Below are 22,537 nucleotides of genomic sequence, written 5' to 3'. Positions count from 1 at the left end.
GGAGGAACTCACTCCTCCAATTGCTGCAGCCAGTGTAGCATCACGTCAATAGAAAGCCCAATATTTCCTACGTGACAGTGGTTCTGGGCCTGCTCCTTGCGCGTGAACAAACGGGTGGTCAGTGACCGTACAGAGGTGAGGGAGCCGATCTGCTCGCCAAACTGGACAAGGGGGATATAATGATCCTCCTGCGCCGCCAGAAGAAGAACATCCTGTGAGAGAAGCGGAGAAATCCCCGCTGTAGTATAGAGCATCGATTGCTTCAGAAATCCATACGGTGTCTGGCTTCCGGTCACATGCATCCCTTGCGTGATGCCCCATTCCAGCATCAGATTCTCTTTCATTAAACGGCTGAAGAGCGCGTTGATTTCCGCTTCATTTTCTTTTGCCATCAGTGTGCCGATGCTGTCCTCCAGCGGCCCCGTCTGTCTTAATAGAGCTTTGTAAAAGTCTGTACATATATCATCCGCCACCACCCTTTTGACCCTGTTGGTTTCATAAGCCGCAGCCCGCAGGGCCAGACAGCCGCCGAGAGATAAGCCGATCAGAGTCACCTCTTGTAAGTTAAAAAAATCCAACACCGTTGTTACCGGCTTCTCCCATTCATGGGTCATAGGCAAATGCCAGTCCTCCAGAGCAGCTCCTTGTCCGGGCCCGTCAAAGCAAACCACATCATAGCCCGCATCCTTGAACACCAGCGCCATCAAAAAGATTTCTTCGATATAGCTGTCAAATCCGCCGAACAGGACGATAGAACCCTTTGCCGGAGCTTCTGGCGAGAAACGGTAGGCGGAGAGAATACCTTTGCCATAGGGAATGTCAAAATGCTGGTCGTCTCCCACTTGATAATGTGCTCTTGTGAGAACGATGAATTGCTGGCGGGACGTATGCTTCAAGGGGTGGCCCTCCGGCATATAAAATTCGGCACCGCGCAGATAATTGGCAGCTTTGAGCTTTTTATCCGCTGCCACCGCCTGCTGTCCCAGCTTCAGACAGATTTCGATTAACTCCGCGTAATTATGAATGCCCGGGGCCGCTGCCCGCATTTCCTCAAGCATCTCCATATCATTAGTCCAGCTGTAGAACCGGTTCATTTGAAAATTGATACTGAAATCCGGATGAAGCTCCTCATAAAAGCCTACCGGAAAATCTGCTGTAGATCTTTGTCTCTCTGCCATACTTCAATCGCCTGCTTTCTCTATCGGATATAACGAACTATAATTTTCTGAGAGGCCGGCTGCAATGATTGATTCCTGGGTTTTTGACGGATAAAGGCCAATGCGGCTGCAAGTGTGGTGTATCGCGGAGATGATAGACGGAGGGAACGAATATGTCTAGAGAAACCGATTTGCGTGTAGTGAAGACGAAAAAACTGATCCGGGATGCGCTGGTCAGCTTAATCGCCGAAAAAGGGTTTGACAGCGTGACTGTTAATGATATCGCCGGCCGCGCCCAAATTAACCGTTCAACCTTTTACCTGCATTATACGGATAAGTATGAGCTTCTGGAGACAATCACCGCTGAAATTACCGGCAAGCTGATGGCACTCATTACTCCTGCTGCTCATGTGCAAGGGGGGCTTTTGGGCGTCGGGGATTTGACCCGTGATTTGGAAAAGATACTGGCAGCCATTGCTGAAGATGCACTCTTTTATCAGATCATGCTCAGCGGGCGGGGAGTCCACAGCTTTCGTTTCGACCTGGGAAACCTGCTTAAGCAAAAGCTGGATGAAGGGTTCCGGGAGCAGCCCTTAATCTCGAAGGATTTATTTGTTGAGCTGTTGTCTTCATTGTATCTGGGGGCGATTGCGTGGTGGCTGGATAACGGGATGAAATATTCGCCAGCTTTTATGGCCGGGCAGTTGGTGCAATTGATGACTATGGGCCCGGCTAAGGTCTCAGGACTGGTTTCAGGGCAAATTTAAGTATCATTTTATCTAATAGAAGTTATCATAAATTATAATGAAGCTGGTTAAATCAGAGCTTTTTACTCTGATTTAAGCGGCTTTTCTGTGTTTTATTGAATTTATTGGTTGTGTAGTCTGAATTTGGCGGGTTTGAGGCTCGTTGATCGTTTCATATAATTGTGATAGCCTGAATTCAAGATGTTAGAGGGAAGCAGATTTCATGCTGAGGAGAGGTCGATATTGTTGCAATTACAAGTTACGAACAGTCCTTTTAACGAGGAGCAGGTTGAGCTTCTTAACCGGCTTCTGCCGACACTGACGCAGACGCAGCAAATTTGGCTTGGCGGTTATATATCGGCATTGACATTGCAGGGAGCAGCAGCGGTTTCCGCCGCAGCCCCCGCTGTGCTTGCAGCTCCGTCCGCAAGCACGGCAGCCGCAGGAGGTGCGGCGGAGCCAGCCCGTTCCCGTGAAGTTACCGTGCTTTTCGGATCGCAGACCGGCAACTGCCAGCGCCTTGCCTCCAGCCTGTCGGGCAAGCTGAAGGAGCAAGGGTTCGAGATCACCGTGTCTGCAATGAACAGCTTTAAGCCCAATACGCTGAAGAAGGTGGAGAACCTGCTGATCCTGGTCAGCACTCATGGCGAGGGCGAACCGCCGGATAATGCGCGTTCATTTCATGAATTTCTTAATAGCAAAAGAGCACCCCGCTTGGAGCATTTGCGTTTTTCAGTGCTGGCACTCGGGGATACCTCTTATGAATTCTTTTGCCAGACCGGCAAGGATTTCGATCAGAGACTGGAAGAACTCGGCGGCCAGCGTCTGAGTCCACGCGTCGATTGCGATCTGGACTATGACGAGCCGGTCGCTGCGTGGATGGAGCAAGTGATTACCGCCCTTAACGGTGCCGGGAGCGCTCCGGCTATTGCTGAAGAAGCCGTGCTTGCGGCAGAGCATGCGGAATCCCTGCAATCGGCCTACTCGCGCAATCATCCTTTTCATGCTGAAGTACTGGAGAATCTCAACCTGAACGGCCGCGGCTCGGACCGGGAAACCCGTCATCTGGAGCTGTCGCTGGCAGGATCGAATATAACCTTTGAACCGGGCGACGCCCTGGGAGTCTACCCCGAGAACCATCCCCGCCTGGTAGCGGAGATTATTGCCGCTATGGGCTGGAATCCGGAGGAACCCGTTCCCCTGAACAAAAAAGGCGAAGAGGGCCCGCTGCGTGAAGCGCTCCTCCGCCATTATGAAATTACGGTCCTGACCAAACCGCTGCTGGAGCAGGCAGCGAAGCTGTCCCCGGCTGCCGGACTTCATGAGCTTCTGCTGCCGGACCGGGCACCGCAGCTCAAGGAATACATCCAGGGACGCGATCTGCTGGACCTGGTTCAAGACTTCTCGCCATGGGATGTGCCCGCCCGCAGCTTTGTAACGATTCTGCGCAAGCTGCCGGCCAGACTCTATTCCATTGCCAGCAGTTATAATGCCAATCCCGATGAGGTTCATTTCACCGTGCGTGCGGTACGGTACGAATCCCATGGACGTGAACGTTATGGCGTCTGCTCAGTGCACTGCGCCGAACGTGTGCAGCCGGGGGATACGCTGCCGATATACATTCAGAACAATCCCAATTTCAAGCTTCCGGCGAATCCCGAAGTGCCTGTAATCATGATCGGACCCGGTACGGGAGTTGCACCGTTCCGTTCGTTTTTGGAGGAACGGGAAGAGCAGGGTGCGGAAGGCAAGACATGGCTGTTCTACGGCGACCGTCATTTTGTGACGGACTTCCTGTACCAGACGGACTGGCAGCGGATGCTCAAGGACGGCGTGCTGACGAAGCTGGACGTGGCATTCTCCCGGGATACGGAAGAGAAGGTATACGTGCAGCACCGCATTCTGGAGCATAGCCGTGAGCTGTATACCTGGCTTCAGGAAGGCGCCCACGTCTATGTCTGCGGCGATGAGAAGCATATGGCTCATGACGTACATTCTGCGCTGATTAGTGTCATCCAAGCGGAGGGCGGACTTAGCCCTGAAGCGGCAGCGGCCTATCTGGACCATCTGCAGCAGGAGCAGCGCTACCAGCGCGATGTGTACTAATATTAACAAACAGTGAGTGCGGAAGGAGACTACCAGCAATGGCGAATAATGAATCAGCGGTGAAGCCTGTCGGCGGCCCGCCTAGCGATGTTGAACATATTAAGCTGGAGAGCAACTATCTGCGGGGAGCGCTTGTCGAGACGCTCAGGAACCCGATCACCGGGAGCCTTCCTGAAGATGACAACCGGCTGCTCAAGTTCCACGGCAGCTACATGCAGGATGACCGGGATTTGCGCAGTGAACGGGAACGCTCAAAGCTGGAGCCGGCCTTTCAGTTCATGCTGCGCGTTGTGGCACCGGGCGGTGTGGCTACCCCGGCACAGTGGCTGGTTATGGATGAGCTGGCCCGCAAATACGGGAACGGCACCTTGCGGCTGACTACCAGACAAGCTTTTCAAATGCACGGTGTACTCAAGTGGAATCTGAAAAAAACGATCAAGACCATTAATGATGCATTGATGACTACACTCGCTGCCTGTGGGGACGTCAACCGCAACGTGATGAGCGGTCCGAATCCGTACCAGTCGGAGGTCCACGCCGAGGTCTATGAGTGGGCACGCCGGATCAGCGATCATCTGTCGCCGCGCACGCCTGCCTATCATGAAATCTGGCTGGACGGCGAAAAGGTCGTGGACAGCAAAGAGGGCGTTGAGGTGGAGCCGATCTATGGCCCTGTCTATCTGCCGCGCAAATTCAAAATCGGCCTCGCCGTCCCTCCATCCAACGATGTCGATGTGTTCTCCCAGGATCTTGGCTTCATCGCTATTCTGGAAGACGGCAAGCTGGCGGGGTTCAATGTTACGGTTGGCGGCGGCATGGGGATGACTCATGGCGACACGAACACTTATCCGCAGCTTGGGCGGGTGATCGGCTTCTGCCGTCCTGAGCAGATGATAGATCTGGCAGAGAAGACCGTCACGATCCAGCGCGACTACGGCAACCGCTCCGTCCGCAAAAATGCCCGCTTCAAATACACCATCGACCGCCACGGTCTGGAATGGTTCACCGGCGAGCTGCAGCACCGGCTGGGCTGGGCGCTGGAACCGGCACGGTCCTATCACTTTGACCACAACGGAGACCGTTACGGGTGGGTAAAGGGTGTGAACGGCAAATGGAACCTGACCCTGTATATCCAGAGCGGACGGATTCAGGACACAGAAACCAGTCAGCTGATGACAGGCCTGCGGGAAATTGCCAAGATCCATGGCGGAGACTTCCGGCTGACCCCCAATCAGAATCTGGTTATCGCCAATGTCAGCAGCGTGAAGAAACGCAAGGTTGCAGAGCTCGCCAAGCAGTATGGATTGACGGATGGCGCACATCATTCGGCGCTGCGGCGGAGTGCAATGTCCTGTGTGGCGCTGCCGACCTGCGGGCTGGCCATGGCCGAAGCAGAGCGTTACCTTCCGCAGCTGCTGGATAAGCTGGAGCTGATCATTGACGAGGCGGGCCTGCGGGGTGAAGAAATCATCATCCGCATGACCGGCTGCCCGAATGGCTGCGCCAGACCGGCACTGGGCGAAATCTCGTTCATCGGGAAGGCTCCGGGCAGATACAATATGTATCTGGGAGCGGGCTTTACCGGGGACCGGCTCAATAAGCTCTACAAGGAAAACATCGATGAAAAGGAAATTCTGGAGACGCTTGAACCGATCATCCACCGCTATGCCAAGGAACGCCAGAGCGGCGAACACTTCGGGGACTTTGTAATCCGCAGCGGATATGTCAAGGCGGTTACCTCAGGACTCAACTTTCATGACTGAACCGCAAATGAACCCGTTCTCCTATTCTGGAGGGCGGGTTTGTTAATTTTGGAATAAGTAAGATTAAATTTGGATTTTCGGCGGTTATCTTACATAATATAGAGAAGTACCATCAAACCATATCCAAGAGCCATTATAGTAAGTAATGTGTTCTGTACAGAAGAGGCGAAACGAATGATCATCATGAAAACAATGGAAGAGATTGAAAAAATGCGGGCAGCCGGTAAAATTCTTGCGGAATGCCACCGGCAAATCGCTCAAATGATCAAACCCGGAATTACCACGTGGGAAATCGACCAGTTTGCCGAAAAATTCATTCTGTCCCAAGGGGCAACCCCGGAGCAGAAAGGCTATCACGGTTACCCTTATGCAACCTGCGCATCCGTAAATGATGTGATCTGCCATGGATTTCCGAAGCGGGAGGAGCTGAAGGACGGGGATATCGTAACCATTGATATGGTTGTGAACCTGAATGGCTGGCTGGCGGACTCGGCCTGGTCCTACGCTGTCGGCAATATCAGCGAACAGGCGGAGAAGCTGCTGAATACGACCAAAGAGTCTTTGTTCAAAGGCATTGAGCAAGCCGTCGCCGGCAACCGGATCGGGGATGTTGCCCATGCGGTACAGGTCTATGCCGAGTCGAACGGCTTCTCGGTCGTCCGTGACTTCATCGGGCACGGTATCGGCTCCGAGATGCATGAAGCGCCTGAGGTGCCGCATTACGGGCCTGCAGGCAAGGGACCGCGCATCAAAGAAGGCATGGTCTTCACGATTGAGCCTATGCTGAACACCGGAAGCTACCGCACCAAGGTGGATGCGGACGGGTGGACCGCCCGGACCATCGACGGCGGCCTGTCCGCACAGTATGAGCATACGCTGGCCATCACTCCGCAAGGCACCATGATCCTGACCGAGCTGTAAGCCGCACAGACCGAAACCCGGGCGTTCTCCTTCCAAGGAAGGAAGCGCACGGGTTTTTACTTGAAAGATAGGAATTTATATCTTGGAGGGGAAGCGGCTTACCCCTAATTAATTGTATTAGGAAATTATACAGTGTAAAAAATGTGGTATTCTGGAAGCCTCACAGGATATAAGCGATGCAGAAGGATTGGGCTCAATCCGCGGACTGTTGCGGACCGAGGAGCCCTTATTTTGCCAAAAACCTTACTTTTTCAGCAGTTACGGACTCAGGAGTCGTTATATCATTAGATGGAGCCTGGAATAAAGAGGAAAGGGAGAAATAAAGGCATCTCTGTCCGTTGTCCTGCGGAATAGACGAATCTTCTATCAATAAGGGCTTTCCTGTCCGTAACGGCTGCAGATAGATCGTGAAGGAATAGGGCGATCCGTCTTCAGCATGCCCCCGTTGATTTTGGAGCGGTGGGGAATCCCTGCGGCCGTTAGCCGAAGGGCAGCGTGCACGGAAACAACGGCGGAAAATATCGTTGCTGGGACGGCGAAGGCCGAGTTCTGAGAGATTAGCCGGTCTAAATATCCTAATTCCAACTAGCAATTACTTACCGGTTTCTTCGCAGGTGCTAGTTGGAAAAAGGGACTTTATTTTTCCGAAAATTAAGAAATCCTGAGATTGAAGTGGAAAAAGTAAACTTAATTAGGCTACTTTTCTTGAACAATGGCGAAATGGGCTGAATTAGTGACCCTTTTTCCACTTCATCTGCCCGAGGATAGGGTACTCCGGCAAATTAGTGTACCTTTTTCCACTTAAAGAGTTGCTGTAGGATCACGGGGAGTTGTTCTCCAGGTAACGCTAGAACAAAGGCGGCTGCGCTATCCCGTGGAGGATGGCACAGCCGTCTTTGTTCTAATATAAGCATTTATATACTTCACGCAATAAGTTATCCTTCTATTTCTCGCTGAAACGGGTACCGTCCTTATAAGGACGGTACCCGTTTCCACTTCTCTATACAGGACTACATCTGTTCAGCGTGAACGGCTGATGCTTTTTTTGACACGGATCGAGCTTCTGAGAGGTTTTTTTTGCTGTATGTGTCGGAATTCACGGCTGAATGCAATTGAAATGCATATAATGGGAAGACTTCAATAGCTGAATCAGAATAGAGGAAGAAATATGGCAGTAGATAAACAGTGCAAAAATCTGTACAGGAGCCCCAGCCCGGCACAGTGCATGGAGCATTACGGCTGCATTTATGAGAACAATCATCTGATCACCTTGCTGGTGGACCCTGCGGACGGTTCCATCACCGATGCCAACCGCGCAGCCTGTGAATTCTACGGGTATCCGCTCCGCATCTTCCGCAAGCTTCATATTACCGATCTGCAGGCGGATCAAACATCCGGGATGGTGAAATTCATCGAGCACGGGATGCCTGGCGGGGAACATGGCAGAAACAGGGTTTTTATGGACAAGCACCTGCTCGCGGGAGGCCAGCTGATCGATGTGGAGATTCACACCGGGATGATGTCCATGCTGGGGAAGTCATGCATTTATACAGTGATCCACGACATTAGTGAACGGGTGCGCTCAGAGCAGCGGCTCCGGGAGAGTGAGGAGCGGTACAGGGATCTGGTCGAGCTGTGCCCTGAAGCCATCCTGGTCTACAGCGGAGGCATGATTCTGTTTGCCAACAAGCAAAGTGAAAAAATGTTTGGCAAAAAGAAAAAAGAGATGATCGGCCAGAGGATTGAAGCTTTTTTCAGCGAGGAATACCTCAAAAGCGCCAAATATAAAAAGCTCATGGCCTGGGGGTCAACGGCCAAGGAGAGATTCCGCATTGAACAGCGGCTGATCCGTTATGACAACCGGATTTTTGATGTGGAGATTTCAGGGGTGCCGATCATTTATGAGGAAGAAAAAGCGCTGCAGCTGGTGCTGAGGGACATCACGGAGAGCAAAAAGGAAGTGGAGCGGGCGGTAAAGCTGCAGAATCACCGGCATACCGTAGTTTTTCCGCTGGAAGACAAGGCAGTGCTGGAGAAGCTGTATATTCCGGCAAGAACACTTAGCGGTGATTTCTTCATTTTTCATAAGATTGATGAGGAGCGGGTGATCGGCATGATCGGTGATGTGACCGGCAAGGGGATCACGGCCGCACTGAACATATCGGCTCTCCGGGTGCTGTTTGCGGATTGTCTGGAGGTTACCGTCGATCCGCTGCAGGCCATCAAGGAGCTGAACCAGAAGGCAATGGTGCATCTGGGCGAAGATTATATTGCCGGGTGCTGCTTTCAGCTTGATTTTGGAGCGGGTGTGCTGAAGGCGGCGGGTGCAGGGATTAATGAATTCATCTATGTGCCCAAGGATCAGGAGAGCCAATGCCTTACGGTCAGGGGCGCACCGCTTGGCATGTTCGGAAACAGCGAGTTTGAGGAGATCACCGTCCCCTTTTCCTCCGGTGACCGTTTTTGCTTTTACAGTGACGGGATGGAGCTTCTCTTTGGCACTCAGGAACTGAGCCGCAGCTATGAGTATCTGACCGACAAAGTTGCTGAGGCTTCGCTGCAGGATGACTGTACCTGGCTTAACCTGAGCATTAAATGAATGAAGGAGAGTATTATGAACGCTGTTCAAAAGGAAATTCGGCTCTATGGATTGGAGCAGCAGCAGAGAATCATCGACGGGATTATTCAGGAGCTTGGACTGGAGGACTATGCGTTTGATATTCGGCTGATTCTAATTGAGGCCATCACCAATGCCTACTATCACGGTAATCTTAGCGACTGCACCAAACCGATTATTGTCCGGTACCTGCTTAGCGGCAAGCGGCTTGAGCTCCAGGTCGAGGACTCCGGAGAAGGATCAGGGTCTCTGGTGTTCCCGGAAACGATCAGCGGTGATGAACTGCTGGATGAAGGCGGGAGAGGCCTGTACCTTATACGCTGCTTCTCCGACAAGGCAGAGATGATTCGCAACACCATGTACATAAGCAAGTGTGTATGTCCCTCGTAGACTGAAAAAGGAGAGAATCCTGTGAAATTAAGCTTGAAAGTAAAAATAAGCATCCTGCTGTTTCTGATTATCAGTGTGCCGTTGGCGATATCAGGCATTATATCCCATAATCTGGCCTCTAACGCACTGCAGCAGACCATTGAAGAGGAGCTGCGCGATACTACAGCCTCGGCAGCAAAGGCGGTGGATTCTGAACTGGAGGCTGTGGGGAGTTATCTTAGCATCGCGAGCAAAAATGATACTCTGGCAGCCTTTGCCGCCAACCCTGCCGGTGAGGCGGCCAAAAAACTGGCTCACACCTACATTTCCGGGATACAGCAGGATCATGCGAAGCTGCTGGAGTCGTTAATCATCGCCGGCACTGGCGGACAGGTGCTGCTTACCAGCAGCCCGGAGAATCCTGGCTTAGATGTCCGGGACCAGGATTATTTTCAGCAGGCCCTGCAGGGGAAAGAGGCAGTCAGTGAAGTCCTTTTCTCCAAAGAGAGCAACCAGCATATTGTCGCCATCGCCCGGCCGCTGGAGCACGATGGACACATTACCGGGGTGCTGATCGGAACGGTAGTGTTCAATTCCCTGTCATCACCAGTAGCCGAGGTCAAGATCGGTGACAGCGGATATGGATACATGACCGACCGGACGGGCCTGATTGTCTATCATCCTGACCAGGGCAAGATTCTGAAGGAGACGCTGGACAACAACAGCAACAAGGAATTGAATGCTCTCGTTCAGATCATGAAAAGCGGCAAGGCCTCCGACGGCTTCTACACCTATGAAGGCGTACATAAATATATGTCCTTCCAGCCTGCGGGGAATTGGGTAGTGGCCACTACCGCCAATGTGCAGGATTATATGGCCCCGGCAACGGAAATCCGCAACATGACACTGATCATTGTTATAGCCTTCATATTGATTGCCTTGCTGGTAGCCTATTTCTTCACTACGCGGAATATTGTGCATCCGATTATCAAGCTGGAACAAGCCATGTCCCGTGCCGGTGAAGGCAATCTGACCGTTCATACCTCCATCCGCTCGGGAGACGAGCTCCAGGAGCTGAGTGAATCTTTCAATACGATGATTGACAAGCAGAAGGCTATCATTGAAAAAGTAAGGGCAGGTTCAGTCTCCCTGACCTCCATGTCGGAAGAGATGGCTGCCTCTTCGGAGGAGATCAGCGCATCAATTCAGGAGATCAGCTCCAGTACCCAGGAAATTGCTGCCGGAGCGGAGAACAACAACCAATCGGTTGTAAATGCCTCCCAGGTGCTGGTGCAGCTCTCCAGTCTGGTCCAGATGGCCCAGAGCAAGGCGGCGGCTACTTCCGGCAATGCGGATGTCACCAATCAGGCGGCCCAGCGGGGAGAGCGCAGGTGATGGACACCGTTCAAGCGATGAACACCATCAGCAGCAGCACGCAGGAGACGGAAGAGCAGCTGCAGGCCGTTAGTGAGCTGTCGGACCAGGTATCCACAATCATCGGCACGATCAACGCGATTGCCCAGCAAACCAATCTGCTGGCACTCAATGCGGCGATTGAAGCGGCACGGGCAGGGGAACATGGCCGGGGCTTCAGTGTGGTAGCCGAAGAGGTGCGGAAGCTGTCGGATGAAACCCACAGGCAGGCGACGGAAATTTCGGCCCTGGTGAGCGACATGGTTTCGCGGATTACGCAGGCGGTAGATTCCATGAGAGGGGCAACGGAGGCGGTTGAAGGCGGTGTACGCGTGGTGACCGAGACGGATCATGCCTTTGTGCATATTATCAATTCCGTGGAGCTTATTACGGGCAGTGTCAAGGAGATTCTGGATATTACCCAGGACGAGGTGGCAACCTCCGACCAGATCATCAAGCTGATTGATTCCATGGGGTCCATTTCGGAACTGGCCGCCATCAATAGCGAGAATGTATCCAGTGCGACAGAGGAACAGGCGGCAACTGTTACAAACTTTGCAGCATCAGCCCAGGAAGTAAGCGCCATGGCGAATGAACTGGAGATTCTCGTAGAGAAATTTATAATCAGGGGTGAGCAGGTTGAGTGAGATTGTAATTGACATGCCGGAGATGTTCTCCGTGGAAGAGGCCAGTGAATTCAGAGAAAAGATCAGGGGGCATATTGACGGGGGGTTCTCCAGCTTTGTGCTTGATTTTGGCGGCTGCGCCTTTATCGACAGCACCGGGCTTGGCGTGATTGTCAGCTCTTACAAGAAATGCGTGGAGAATGGCGGCACCATTAAGCTTAAGGCACTGAATGCCAATGTGCTGAAGATTTTCGAGTTAACCAGATTGACCCATGTGTTTGAAATTTTATAAAAGCATACCTGCAACAGCAGCGGCTGCGCGTCCTCCGGAGGACAACGCAGCCGCTGCTGTATGCAGACCGGACACGAACTAATCGGTGATATTCCGGGTGTAATATTCAATGATATCTTTCCGGCGGATAATGCCCAGAAAGATTCCCTTGTCATCGACAACCGGGACGAAGTTCTGGTCAGCCGCCAGTGTCAGCATATCCTCCATCTGGGCGTGGATCTCGACGCTCTCGTTGTGTACATGCTGCTGAATTTCGCTTACGGTCACTTCACGCATATTCTCAAAATTCAGGCCGGCCGTATTCTTAAATTTCCACAATAAATCACCTTCGGATAGGGTTCCTACATATTTGCCTTCTTCATTAATAATCGGGATGGCTGAATAATAATGATGCTCCAGTTGTTCAAGGGCTTCCAGCATAGAGATCGAAGAGGTAATGTACGATACTTGGTCTTTGGGCAGCAAAAAGGCGGATATTTCCATAAGCATTAGCTCCTTTGCAGCTGATTTTTGCGATAACGGTATCCTTATTAAAACACAGATTGGCATGTAAACGCATATAAAAATGCTATTTACCCGGCTCCGGTATCGTAAAAGAGACAGAGGTTCCTTGTCCCGGCTCACTCTGAATAGACAGTCCGCGGCCATACAATTGGGTCAGACGGCGGTTGGTATTGAGCAGGCCGATCCCCCTGCTGAATTTGCGGGAATTGTCCAGGAGGTGGCTGACCTGTTCCTGCGTCATGCCTTTCCCGTTGTCCCTGACCTCGAAAGAAGTGAAGCCTCCGCTGCTGCGAATGCGGATGGTCAGCAGGCCGCCGCGCGAGCGGCTCAGCAGACCGTGTCTGACCGCGTTCTCAACCAGAGGCTGCAGCGTGAGCGGCGGAAGTGAAGTGTTAATCCCGTCCTCAATGTCCCATTCGACGGCCAGCCTTTCTTCGAACCGGGCTTGCTCAATATACACATAAGCCCGGACCAGTTCCAGTTCATGGGAGAGCGCAACCCGCTGATGCGAGTTCATATAATCGAAGCTGATCCGCAAATAGGAGGAGAACGCCTCGCTGAGATCACGCATTTTGGCAGTATCGATTTCGCTTAAAGCCATAATTGAATTTAAAGTGTTGAACAAAAAATGCGGCTGAATCTGCGCCTGGAGATAGGCGGCTTCCATGCGCAGCATCTCATCAATGGATTGCTTCAGCCCCGTCAGCGACCGGACTCTGTATTTCAGCTCCAGCCCGTCAACCGGTTTGACCAGATAATCGTTCGCACCGGACAGAAATCCGGTATAAATGTCCTCAGGCCGTGTGCGGGCCGTCAGCAGCAGAATGGGCAGCTCCGATAATGAAAAACGCTCACGAACGATTCGCGTCAGCTCATAGCCGGAGATGTGCGGCATCATCACGTCGGCGATCAGAAGATCCCATTGCTCGGTTCCCAGCAGGTTCAAGGCTTCATGAGCGCCCAGCGCGGTCCTGATATTGTAATTCTCTGAAGAGAGAATACTGGCCAGTACCTTGAGGTTAACGGAATCATCATCCACGGCCAGAATATGGATCCGGCGGCCAGCCCCTTCTGATTCTCCGGTATGCGCAGCACTCCAGATCGTAGACAAGTCCGCGAGAGGGCTGTGCGCCGGAACGGAAGGTCTGAGCGGCTCCGTATTCTTCGGCATTTCTTGGCCGGAGAGCGCGGAAGCAGGCTGGTCTGTTCCCTTTGCCAAGGGGAGAGTGAAGGTGAACTCCGAGCCTTGACCTGGTTGTGAACGGACCGTCAGGGTTCCATGATGAAGCTCAACGAGCTGTTTACAGATGCTCAGCCCGAGGCCGATTCCGCCGCCATCATTAATCCCCTGCTGCCCTTGTTCATAGCGCTTGAATATACGGCTGAGTGTCTCCTCATCCATACCGGCTCCTGTATCGGCAACATGAATGAGCATTTGCTTGCCCTGCGTTTCAGCAGATACAGCTATACTGCCTTCAATCGTATATTTGACTGCATTGTGCAGCAGATTGAATAGAATCTGGACCAGACGCTTCTCGTCTGCGAACACTGGGGGAAGAGAGTCAGCAATGTTGTTTTTTAATGTGAGTGCCCGGCCCTCTGTCATAAATTCGAACATATCAATCACGCCGGAGACCAGCGACTGGATAGACAGCGGCTCCCGCTGCAGTTCAATTTGTTTATCCTGAAGCCGGGTTACATCCAGAAGGTCGTTGAGCAGATGTGACATCCGGCGGCTGATGGTCAGGAGCAGATCCATGTCCTGGACACTTTTTGGGTCCATCACCGAATGTTCCTTGGCGGCGACAGTCTGGGCAATACTGATAATGCCGTGAAGCGGTGTTCTCAGCTCATGTGAAGTATTCGCCAGGAATTGGTCTTTTAGACGGTCATTTTCCTGCAGCTGCCGGTTCAGCTTGATGTTTTCTTCCGAATTCCGGAAATAACGCTTGAACCAATAGGCGGAGAAACCGATGATTGCCGCAATAATATCAACGGGATAAAAGAAGTTGCTGGTATTTCCCCTGGATTCAACAACACCCCAAAGCACACTGGACAGGATGGCGACCGCGGCAAACAGCAGAAATACGGCGTCCTCTTGTTTCCCCAGCACCATCTGCACAATCTTCCAGACTACGCCGGCCACCGGGAGCAGATACAAAATACTGAACAAGAGAATCGTGTGAAAAATGATTTCTGCAGGCATAACCACAATAAAAGCCGAATATAGACCCAGCACCGCAGCATAACTTTTGAAAAGAATTCCGGTATGGGGTCTTCGTCTTCCAGAGAAGCTTTGTGACAGCTGCAGCATAAAATAAGACAGCCACATATAAGACAAAAGCTTGATTTTCAACAGCCAGGTATAATTAATCGGCAGCCAGAGCCTCAGCAGAATATCATTATCCGAGATAATGGAAATGCCGACTGCGACCAGAAGCAGGAAAAAAAGTAAAAAGACATTTTGCCGGTTAAAGCAATATAAGATCCCTGCATACAAAGCGTGCAGCAGCAGAATAATGAATGCGACCAGTTGAAAGCCAATGGAATACCAGCGCTCGGTGTCTATCGCAGCCTGTGTACCGAAGCGGATGGAACGGACGATGCCCCCTTTCTGGGGATGGTCGAAATTGGAGACACGGACGAGCAGCTCAATCTCCCGGTGATCTCCGGCAATATAAGTAGCAGTGTAAGAAGGGGCATCGGGTATATAATCTTCCTTGCTTTCGGCTAGCCGGCCTACAGAGGGCTCCTTCTGCCCGTTAATCTCAATCTCCGAAGCTGCCTGAATGCGCTGAATCCAGAAGCCGTAAGGCTCATCCAGAGGTGTGCCGGTCAGAATCCGCAGTTTGTAGGTGCCGGTACCAAAGGAAGCATGCCCTTCTTCCGGAAAACCGTTTCTCCAGTCCCCTGGAACCATGGCATAATGCCGCCTGGTGTCAGGCTGCGGGAAGTCCTTGTGCGTTAGTAATTCGTCCGGGTAAAATTCCCACTCCCCATCCAGCGGAATGGAACGGGAGTCCCCGATTTGGAAGCTGCGCAAATCCAGCACGCCCTGAACCGCCTGCGGATGATCCGGAGCAACATACGTGGTGAACCACAGGTAGCGTATCGCCGACAGGACGGCCAGATACAGCAGGACAATGACCATATTTTTCAGAAAAAAAGTAAAGGGCTTCTTCATCATAAATTTTTTATTCCACATTAATCGGATGTTTTCCTCTTTCTAAGTACACTTTAGAAGCCATTAAAAAAGGATACAGCATCCCTGGAATTGCCCAGAGAGCTATATCCTGACCTTAGTAGAATGAAGAATAGAGCTTAAGCGTTGCCGGCGCCCTGGCCGTTATCATGACTCAGCTGCCAGATGATCCCGAATTTGTCCTTAAGGCTGCCGTAGCATTTGCTCCAAAAGGTTTCCTGCAGCTCCATGATGACATTACCGCCTTCTTTTAGCTTGTTGAACCAGTCCTTGATTTTGCCGGCATCGTCATTGGTCAGAGTAAGGTTGACGTTGTTCCCTTCCACATAAGGCATGCCAGGGAAAACATCCGAGAACATCACGGGACTGCCGTCAATAAACAGCATGGCGTGCATCACCAGATGTTTGGCCTCCTCCGGAAGAGGGTGGGAAGGGTCTGGGGTGCTTCTCCAAAGGTCATAATCCGTGGGGCTTCTGTTCCAAATACTTCGGCATAAAACTCCACAGCTTCACGGGCATTCCCATTAAAATTGAAATACACATTAATTGCCACAGCCTTCACTCCTCTTAGATTGTTAATGTAAGGCAAGCGCTTGATTTCCACATTGTATCATGTGCCTGTCCATTTAGAAATATACAGAACCTTTGAGTATGCCGTCAACCCATTCATAACACTGCTGCAATTGATCCTCAGTGATCAGGTCGGAGCGGTGCTCGAACATGATTTTTACCCGGCTGTTTTCCCCGCGGATGATCTGCAAATACTCGGCAATAGGTGCCCAGCCGTCCTGCACACTAAGCTCCGGCAGCACCGGATAATGGGAGTTCTGGACCGTTGGATTGACTTGAGCCGTGGAGAGATGGATCAGCCCGGCATATTTGGCATATTTCCGTAAGACAGCTTTCGCGTCAAACCGGGGATCAAGCTTGTCCTGCAGATGCAGTCTGGCGGTATCCAGGCACAATTGAATCTGCGGGTACTTCAGCAGCAGCTTTTCAAAAAAATCATGTTCGTAAACATAACGGTTCAAGGCATCGAATTCAAGAATAGGTGTAAAATGATATTCCCTGCTCCTGAGGTCCAGCCACTCAAACAAGGATTCACTGCGTTCAATCAGCCCGCTTAAGGTGCACTCACTTTCAAATATGTATTCGCGGCGGTCCCCGAACCTCCACAGCTTCCAGTCTACGCGGTCATCCAGAATGACCGGCTTCGGATAATGAAACAATATATATTCCGGCTTCAGCACGGTTAAATATTCAAGCTCAGTCCGAATCTGCTCAAAGGCAGCCTCGCGTTCGTCCGGGTCAGAAGAGAGGAACAGAGCATCCCTTATGGCTGAACCGTTCGCCCGGAACGGAAAATGAACGCCTACACGAAAGCCTTTACTTTTTGATTCCTCCATTAAATGGCGGCAGTCTTCATCTCCCGGGAAGGAGCAGGCTTCAATGCCGTAGAAGGCAGCCTTGAAATCCCGGTGATATTTGTGGAAGTCATATCCCCCGTATTGCCCAATCATGAACTGGTGCAACCCGATTCACCTCGCATAAAGTTAATATCATCCAAGCCGAAGCGCGCCCGCCCCGGCTTGATTCATCTGGACGTTGCCGCCCCGTTCCGGCGGTAATCGGAAGGGGAGACGCCAGTCTCTTTTTTGAATATCCGGTTAAAAGACCGGTAATTCTCAAATCCGATGGATTCGGAAATTTCGAAGGTTTTGTGATCGGTGGTGAGCAGCAGCAGCTTCGCCTTCTCAATGCGCAGGCGGGTCAGATATTGAACGAAGCTTTCGCCAACGGCTTTTTTGAACATGGAACTGAAATAGGGGACGCTGTAATTAATTGAAGCGGCCAGTTCCTCCAGCCTGTAAGGATAGCTGAGATCTTCCCGCATGTGCTGGATAATCCTTGAAATGGAGGAGTCAATTTTTTTGCCGCCCTCCTGCAGCTGTTGAAGCTTGTGGAAGTAGGCGCAAGTCGTGTCGTGTACGGAGCCAAAGGTTTGGCACAGCTCCAGCTTTTTGCGCAGGGCCGCTTCCAGCTCCGCACCCCCTTCGGCTCCGGTGACGGTATGGCTCATGTCCAGAAAAACTCTCAGGTACAGAGACTTAATCTGCTCCGGTTCCCAGCCATGCTCTATGGCCTGGCGGAATAAAGAGCTGCGTTCCTGCTCCAGCGCGGCAGCGCTCAGATGCGGCTCCAGCAGCGCCTTCTTGAGCACCTTGCTCCAGAACCGGCTCACCGGTTCCGGGATGCGCTGAAAGAAAGCCAACTGTTCCCATTCCTCGATGGCAATGCTCTCATCGGAGCGGTAAAAGAAAGGGTAGGGGGCAGAGGCTAAACGTTTGAGCGCCTCCGGCCGTCCCTGCAGTCCTTGCTCGAATCTGCACTGAAGGGCGAAGCATTTCATTTTGAGATTCGCGGCAAAGGACTCCAGCACCTGCCCTAGAAATCCCGGGCGCTCCAGCTTCAGGGCATCGGTATAGACGGCCAGGAAACGCCCTTTGTCGAGTGCGATCACCTTGTGTGCGCCTATGCTGCCCAGCAGCTCTTTCAGCACGTTGACGCCGGCGAACTGCCACAGCTTCAGTTCCTCGATCTGGCCGATCGGGAAGCGCAGGGAGCCCCGGTCCAGCTCCAGCAGCAGCACCTTGAACCGGCCTTCCTTAAGCGGGAGCTGCGATTCCTCCAGCGTGCGCAGCCATTTGGCTTCGGCTGCGGGATTCAGCAGCATGTCCAGAAACAGGCTCTGCTCAATCTCAACTTCGCTCAGCCGGACCTGCTGTTCCAACTGGAACTGCTTTTCCCGCGTTTCATCAATCGAATGAACCTGGGAAGCCAGCTGCTCCATCGTCCTGGTCAACAGTCCGGGATCAGAAAGGCAGTCATCCTTGATCAGGTAGGAGGCAGCTTTCAGATGAATGGCCTGCTGGGCGTAATGGAAATCCTGATGACAGGTAAGAATGATGATTTGCGGCGGGCGTTCCCCGCTTTTTTCAATTTCACGGAGCATCTCCAGCCCGTTCATTCCCGGCATCGTGATATCGGTTACGATTAACTCCGGTTTATGCTCCAGGAACAGCTCCAGTCCGTCCTGCCCGTCTTCCGCTTCGCCGACAAGGGTGAACAGGTCGCCCCGCTCTTCAATGAAATGGCGGAATACGGTTCTTGCCGGAATCTCGTCTTCCACGAGGACTACTTTATAGTGGTTCATGATGCTCCTCCTTCACAAGAACAGTCTCCAGCGGCAGTGTGATACGGATGGTCAGACCTTCTCCGGGGGGGCTGAGGAGCAGAATCTGCGCGGCATTCCCGAACAGCAGCTTCATCCGCATCCATACATTCTGCAGCCCGATATTCTCTGTGGACTCTTCCCGGAGCAAGTGAAGCTGCAGGGTCCCCAGCCCGGCCTCCTCCAGTCCAACACCATCATCGCTCACTTCAATGACGATATGATTTTGTAGAGAATCGGTAAAAACATGAACCTTAATATGCCCTTCAGCCGTTTTGTTCGGAAGAATGCCGTGGAAAACGGAGTTTTCAATCAGCGGCTGAAGGCTGAGCTTCGGAATCTGCATGCTCCGCAGCGGCTCCTCAATTTCGGCCTCCAGATGGACTTGGCACTTGTACCGCATATTGAGCAACCCGACGTAATCCGCGAGATAATCAAGCTCTTGCTGCAGCTGCACCGTCTGCTCATAATTTTCCATGGAATACCGGAGCAGCGCAACCAGCCGGCCCATCAGTGTGTTGATCTTTTCATAATCCTTCATCATGGCGAACATGCGGATAGTGTTGAGAGTATTGTACATGAAATGCGGGTTGATCTGCGATTGCAGCGCCCGGATTTCCAGCTTGCGCTTCAGCTCCTCCGAATCATGGAGATCTGCCAGCAGATCCTGAATGCGGACAGCCATGGTATTAAGCATCCGGCCCAGGTCGCCGATTTCATTGTTGGCAAAATGAGTGACCCGGGCATCGAAATGGCCTTTTTTGATCGCATCGACCTGCCGTTTCACCGCCTGGAGCGGCCGGTATAACTGATAACCGAACCCGACAACGCATAGCGCGCCGAGAAACACCAGAATCCCCAGAAAGTAAGCTACGGTTCTGCGGATGATTTCGGCGCTGGCGGTCAGCTCCTTGGACGGTATCTCTGAAACCACAATCCAGTTGTCATAGGTGGATGTCTGCTTGACAGAGACAATGGAAGAGCCGACCGCGAATTGATTCGGCCGGTCCAGCTCTTTCCAGTGCTTGAGAATATTCTGCACCCGCCCGGTATCTTCCTTCGGCTCCAGTCTGCTGGTCGTGGCAATTGTCATCCCGTCATCGGTCAAAAGGGAGATAGACCCCCGGTTGCCCAGCTGAATGTTCTCAATCTGCCGCTGGTATTGGTCATTGCTCATTGAGATCAGCAGAACCCCTTTCAGATCCTCATACAAGTCAAAGGGGACGCGTGAAATATAATAGGTTGAAGAATCCAGAATCGCAAGGTCCGGCAGAGCGTGCTTGTCCAGGAACAGATTAGCCTTCCCTGAGGACAAATAGGCTTCGATCAGCGGCCGGTAGGGAGAATCCTCAAGCATGGCCGGGGCTTCCGTGGAAGAGAGGACTTCCCCCGTAATGGCTGAATACACCTGCAGCCCTTCCACGTTCCCTATAATCGCCGAGGCGTTGCTGAGCACGGAGATCAGTTCTTTTTTACGGACAACCTCTTCGAAATATTGGGCCGACGGCGACACCAGTGCGCTCTGAATGGAAGAAATGCGTGAATACTGCTCGCTCAGCTCCCGCAGCCTGGTCATGGTTAATTCAATCCGGTCCACGACCTGGTTGACGAGCTGGGCGTTCAAGCGGTTTACCTGTTTCTCCACAGTATTACTGGAGACGCTTACAGAAATAATGGACAAGACAATCAGAGGAATTACTGAAATGGCGAGCATCACCAGAATCATTTTGAAATAAAAGCTCCGGCGCAGAAAGCTGAAGAAGGTTGAACTCACAGGAACCACTTCCGTTACTTGGTTTTAGACTGGGGATGGCGGATAAGCTATCCTGTAATTATTATAGTACATTGAAGGATGGCTATGGAACACAGATTCCGGCGGATCTTAAAAACGGTTACACATTGGCGCGAATCCGGCATGTTCACAAGATACGCTGTCTTCTATAATCCAAAGTGTAAGGACGATGTAAACGCAAACAATACAAGCAAACGGGGGATGACAATGGATTTCAAAAGAAAGCTTGTACCGCTTGTGGCAACAGCGGCATTGATGGTAACCACACTTGCAGGCTGCTCCGGCAGCAATAATTCCGCAGCGGAAAGCTCTGCTTCACCGGAAGGGACCGCTAAGTCAGAAACCGGCAGTCAAAAGGCCAGCATTAAGGCGATGACCATACTGTTCGGGAACCCGCCTGCAACGGAAAACAACAAAGCCCTGGAGGATCTGGAGAAGCGGGGCAATGTAGACCTGGATGTGACCTTCGTGCCGTCCGAGGCTTACACTGACAAGCTCTCCGTAGCCGTATCGGCAGGCAACTCTTATGATTTGCTGCTGATGGATGGCGGAAAGGACGACAAGTTCAGCAACCTTGTGAAGATGGGGGCCTTCCATGATCTGACTCCTTATATTGAGAAAACTAAGAATATCAGCCAGATCGATGATACAGTCTGGAATGGAATCAAAGTCGATGGCAAGTTATACGGAATTCCCCGGCCGCGGGGCCTGTATGGCGGAGGGGAAGCCAATATCCTGATCGCAAGGACTGGCTGGACAAATACAACCTGGCTGTACCGAAGACAATGGATGAGCTGACCAATGCCCTTGCAGTATTCAAGGAAAAGGACCCGGCGGGCGGGGGAAAACCATAACGTTCTCAATCTACGCTGTAGATGGCATCAACAGCCCTGGACCATTTGCCGGTGTAGCGCCGATACAATTCGCCTTCGGCATCCCGAATATCTGGAAGCTGGATAACGGGAAGGCCGTCCGCGACTTTCAGACGCCTGAATACAAGGCTTTTCTGGAATGGCTCAAGGATTCCTGGAGCAAAGGGCTGATTGATAAAGATGCGCCGGTGCTCAAAAACCAGGGGCAGGCGCGCAGCAAGTTTTTGGCCGGTACGGCAGGCGCCTTTGTGGGGAATGTGAGCGATATGGCTGAGACCAATATTGAAAAGCTGAAGCAGACTGATCCGAACGCCGAAATCGCCATTGTCGATGTCCTGGAAGGTGCAAACGGGCAAAAAGGTGTCGCGGTACTTGGCGGATACTACGGCCTGTGGGCCATTCCAAGTTCTGTAAAGGAGGACAAGGTTCAGCAAATTGTGGATTTCCTCGATTTCTCAGCCTCCGAGGAGAATGTAGCGTTCTCCAAAGCGGGAGTGACCGGAATCCATTCCAGTGATTTTAAAGAGGGAATTGCTGTGCAGACAGAGGAACAGAAAAAACAGTACGATTTGGATAAACCGAGCCAATTTGTGCTGGAAAACAGAGTCGACCCTTACGTATATGCCGGCTCCAAGGATCCGGAGATTCTGAAGGCTCAAAAGGCTACTCTGGATGTCATCAGCAAGGCTGGAATCGAAAATCCGTTCCTCAGCTACAACTCGGCAACCGCGAGCAAAAATCCGGACAGCTACAAAAAAATGAGCGCCGTGATGACGAAGTATGTGCTGGGCGAAGGCACTTGGGATGATGTGCAGAAAGAAATTGATGCCTGGACGAACGGCACAGGTGCGCAGATTACCAAAGACCTGCTGGACCAGTACAATGCAGAGCATAAATAAGTAAAACTAAAGATACACGGAGGCGA

Annotated in this window: 15 protein-coding genes and 2 pseudogenes; 10 read left to right on the top strand and 7 right to left on the bottom strand. The window is 52.0% G+C overall.

Features of this window, described 5'->3' with window-relative positions; translation table 11 throughout:
• Positions 1–8: 8 nt before the first annotated feature.
• Positions 9–1,178, bottom strand: coding sequence for an alpha/beta hydrolase (locus JI735_RS29470; RefSeq protein WP_039837168.1), 1,170 nt, complete (start codon positions 1,176–1,178; stop codon positions 9–11).
• Positions 1,179–1,330: 152 nt separating this feature from the next.
• Between JI735_RS29470 and JI735_RS29465 the strand changes: the two genes are divergently transcribed.
• From JI735_RS29465 to JI735_RS29425, 8 genes and pseudogenes are all read left to right on the top strand, one after another.
• Entirely contained in the window at positions 1,331–1,924 is a 594-nt protein-coding gene (locus JI735_RS29465) for a TetR/AcrR family transcriptional regulator (RefSeq protein ID WP_039837170.1), read from the top strand.
• A gap of 225 nt (positions 1,925–2,149) precedes the next feature.
• Positions 2,150–4,009, top strand: coding sequence for an assimilatory sulfite reductase (NADPH) flavoprotein subunit (locus JI735_RS29460; protein ID WP_202677708.1), 1,860 nt, complete (start codon positions 2,150–2,152; stop codon positions 4,007–4,009).
• A gap of 38 nt (positions 4,010–4,047) precedes the next feature.
• A complete protein-coding gene (cysI, locus tag JI735_RS29455; RefSeq protein ID WP_039837174.1) occupies positions 4,048–5,772 on the top strand; it encodes an assimilatory sulfite reductase (NADPH) hemoprotein subunit in 1,725 nt (574 codons plus the stop codon).
• A gap of 174 nt (positions 5,773–5,946) precedes the next feature.
• Entirely contained in the window at positions 5,947–6,693 is a 747-nt protein-coding gene (map, locus tag JI735_RS29450; protein WP_039837175.1) for a type I methionyl aminopeptidase, read from the top strand.
• A 1,168-nt stretch (positions 6,694–7,861) separates the two neighbouring features.
• Positions 7,862–9,292: a SpoIIE family protein phosphatase gene (locus JI735_RS29445; protein ID WP_051052038.1), complete on the top strand. Its 1,431-nt coding sequence runs from the start codon at positions 7,862–7,864 to the stop codon at positions 9,290–9,292.
• Between the two features lie 15 nt (positions 9,293–9,307).
• Positions 9,308–9,700 carry an ATP-binding protein gene (locus tag JI735_RS29440; RefSeq protein WP_039837176.1) on the top strand — a complete coding sequence of 131 codons (393 nt, stop codon included), beginning with the start codon at positions 9,308–9,310 and terminating at the stop codon, positions 9,698–9,700.
• Positions 9,701–9,721: 21 nt separating this feature from the next.
• Positions 9,722–11,739 (top strand): annotated as a pseudogene (locus JI735_RS29435) (methyl-accepting chemotaxis protein).
• The gene (locus JI735_RS29425; protein WP_020430715.1) at positions 11,732–12,010 is read left to right on the top strand and encodes an STAS domain-containing protein; all 279 of its coding nucleotides are present in this window, start codon (positions 11,732–11,734) and stop codon (positions 12,008–12,010) included. The pseudogene JI735_RS29435 and the gene JI735_RS29425 overlap by 8 nt, the downstream one beginning before the upstream one ends.
• A 78-nt stretch (positions 12,011–12,088) precedes the next feature.
• Here the strand turns inward: JI735_RS29425 and JI735_RS29420 are convergent, their stop codons facing one another.
• The 6 genes and pseudogenes from JI735_RS29420 to JI735_RS29395 all read right to left on the bottom strand — a co-directional run bounded on the left by JI735_RS29420 (position 12,089) and on the right by JI735_RS29395 (position 20,722).
• Positions 12,089–12,493 (bottom strand): CBS domain-containing protein, encoded by a 405-nt coding sequence (locus JI735_RS29420; RefSeq protein WP_020430712.1) that lies wholly within the window; start codon positions 12,491–12,493, stop codon positions 12,089–12,091.
• Positions 12,494–12,578: 85 nt separating this feature from the next.
• Positions 12,579–15,719: a hybrid sensor histidine kinase/response regulator gene (locus JI735_RS29415; protein ID WP_233476113.1), complete on the bottom strand. Its 3,141-nt coding sequence runs from the start codon at positions 15,717–15,719 to the stop codon at positions 12,579–12,581.
• A 116-nt stretch (positions 15,720–15,835) separates the two neighbouring features.
• Positions 15,836–16,269: pseudogene (locus tag JI735_RS29410) on the bottom strand (VOC family protein).
• Positions 16,270–16,342: 73 nt separating this feature from the next.
• On the bottom strand, positions 16,343–17,248 hold the full coding sequence (locus tag JI735_RS29405; RefSeq protein WP_085979301.1) for a hypothetical protein: 906 nt from the start codon (positions 17,246–17,248) through the stop codon (positions 16,343–16,345).
• A 62-nt stretch (positions 17,249–17,310) separates the two neighbouring features.
• Positions 17,311–18,930 carry a helix-turn-helix domain-containing protein gene (locus JI735_RS29400; protein WP_039837178.1) on the bottom strand — a complete coding sequence of 540 codons (1,620 nt, stop codon included), beginning with the start codon at positions 18,928–18,930 and terminating at the stop codon, positions 17,311–17,313.
• Positions 18,917–20,722, bottom strand: a complete 1,806-nt coding sequence (locus JI735_RS29395) for a sensor histidine kinase (RefSeq protein ID WP_039837179.1) — start codon at positions 20,720–20,722, stop codon at positions 18,917–18,919. The genes JI735_RS29400 and JI735_RS29395 overlap by 14 nt, the downstream gene beginning before the upstream one ends.
• A gap of 225 nt (positions 20,723–20,947) precedes the next feature.
• On the opposite strand from JI735_RS29395, the gene JI735_RS29390 reads away from it, so the two are divergent.
• Complete coding sequence (locus JI735_RS29390) at positions 20,948–21,538, top strand: extracellular solute-binding protein (RefSeq protein ID WP_157771429.1); 591 nt, start codon at positions 20,948–20,950, stop codon at positions 21,536–21,538.
• Positions 21,539–21,800: 262 nt separating this feature from the next.
• Entirely contained in the window at positions 21,801–22,511 is a 711-nt protein-coding gene (locus tag JI735_RS29385) for a type 2 periplasmic-binding domain-containing protein (protein WP_202676693.1), read from the top strand.
• Positions 22,512–22,537 lie beyond the last annotated feature (26 nt).

This window comes from Paenibacillus sonchi (assembly GCF_016772475.1).
Taxonomy (GTDB): domain Bacteria; phylum Bacillota; class Bacilli; order Paenibacillales; family Paenibacillaceae; genus Paenibacillus_AQ; species Paenibacillus_AQ sonchi.
The sequence above is the reverse complement of the archived record's forward strand: the minus strand, read 5'-3'. Positions and strand labels throughout refer to the sequence as shown.

Excerpts from the sequence above, each read along its gene's own strand:
- JI735_RS29470 (WP_039837168.1), bottom strand. The coding sequence starts at position 1,178 with ATGGCAGAGAGACAAAGATCTACAGCAGATTTTCCGGTAGGCTTTTAT.
- JI735_RS29415 (WP_233476113.1), bottom strand. The coding sequence starts at position 15,719 with ATGTGGAATAAAAAATTTATGATGAAGAAGCCCTTTACTTTTTTTCTG.
- JI735_RS29465 (WP_039837170.1), top strand. The coding sequence starts at position 1,331 with ATGTCTAGAGAAACCGATTTGCGTGTAGTGAAGACGAAAAAACTGATC.
- JI735_RS29390 (WP_157771429.1), top strand. The coding sequence starts at position 20,948 with ATGGATTTCAAAAGAAAGCTTGTACCGCTTGTGGCAACAGCGGCATTG.
- map (WP_039837175.1), top strand. The coding sequence starts at position 5,947 with ATGATCATCATGAAAACAATGGAAGAGATTGAAAAAATGCGGGCAGCC.
- JI735_RS29400 (WP_039837178.1), bottom strand. The coding sequence starts at position 18,930 with ATGAACCACTATAAAGTAGTCCTCGTGGAAGACGAGATTCCGGCAAGA.
- cysI (WP_039837174.1), top strand. The coding sequence starts at position 4,048 with ATGGCGAATAATGAATCAGCGGTGAAGCCTGTCGGCGGCCCGCCTAGC.
- JI735_RS29445 (WP_051052038.1), top strand. The coding sequence starts at position 7,862 with ATGGCAGTAGATAAACAGTGCAAAAATCTGTACAGGAGCCCCAGCCCG.
- JI735_RS29420 (WP_020430712.1), bottom strand. The coding sequence starts at position 12,493 with ATGGAAATATCCGCCTTTTTGCTGCCCAAAGACCAAGTATCGTACATT.
- JI735_RS29440 (WP_039837176.1), top strand. The coding sequence starts at position 9,308 with ATGAACGCTGTTCAAAAGGAAATTCGGCTCTATGGATTGGAGCAGCAG.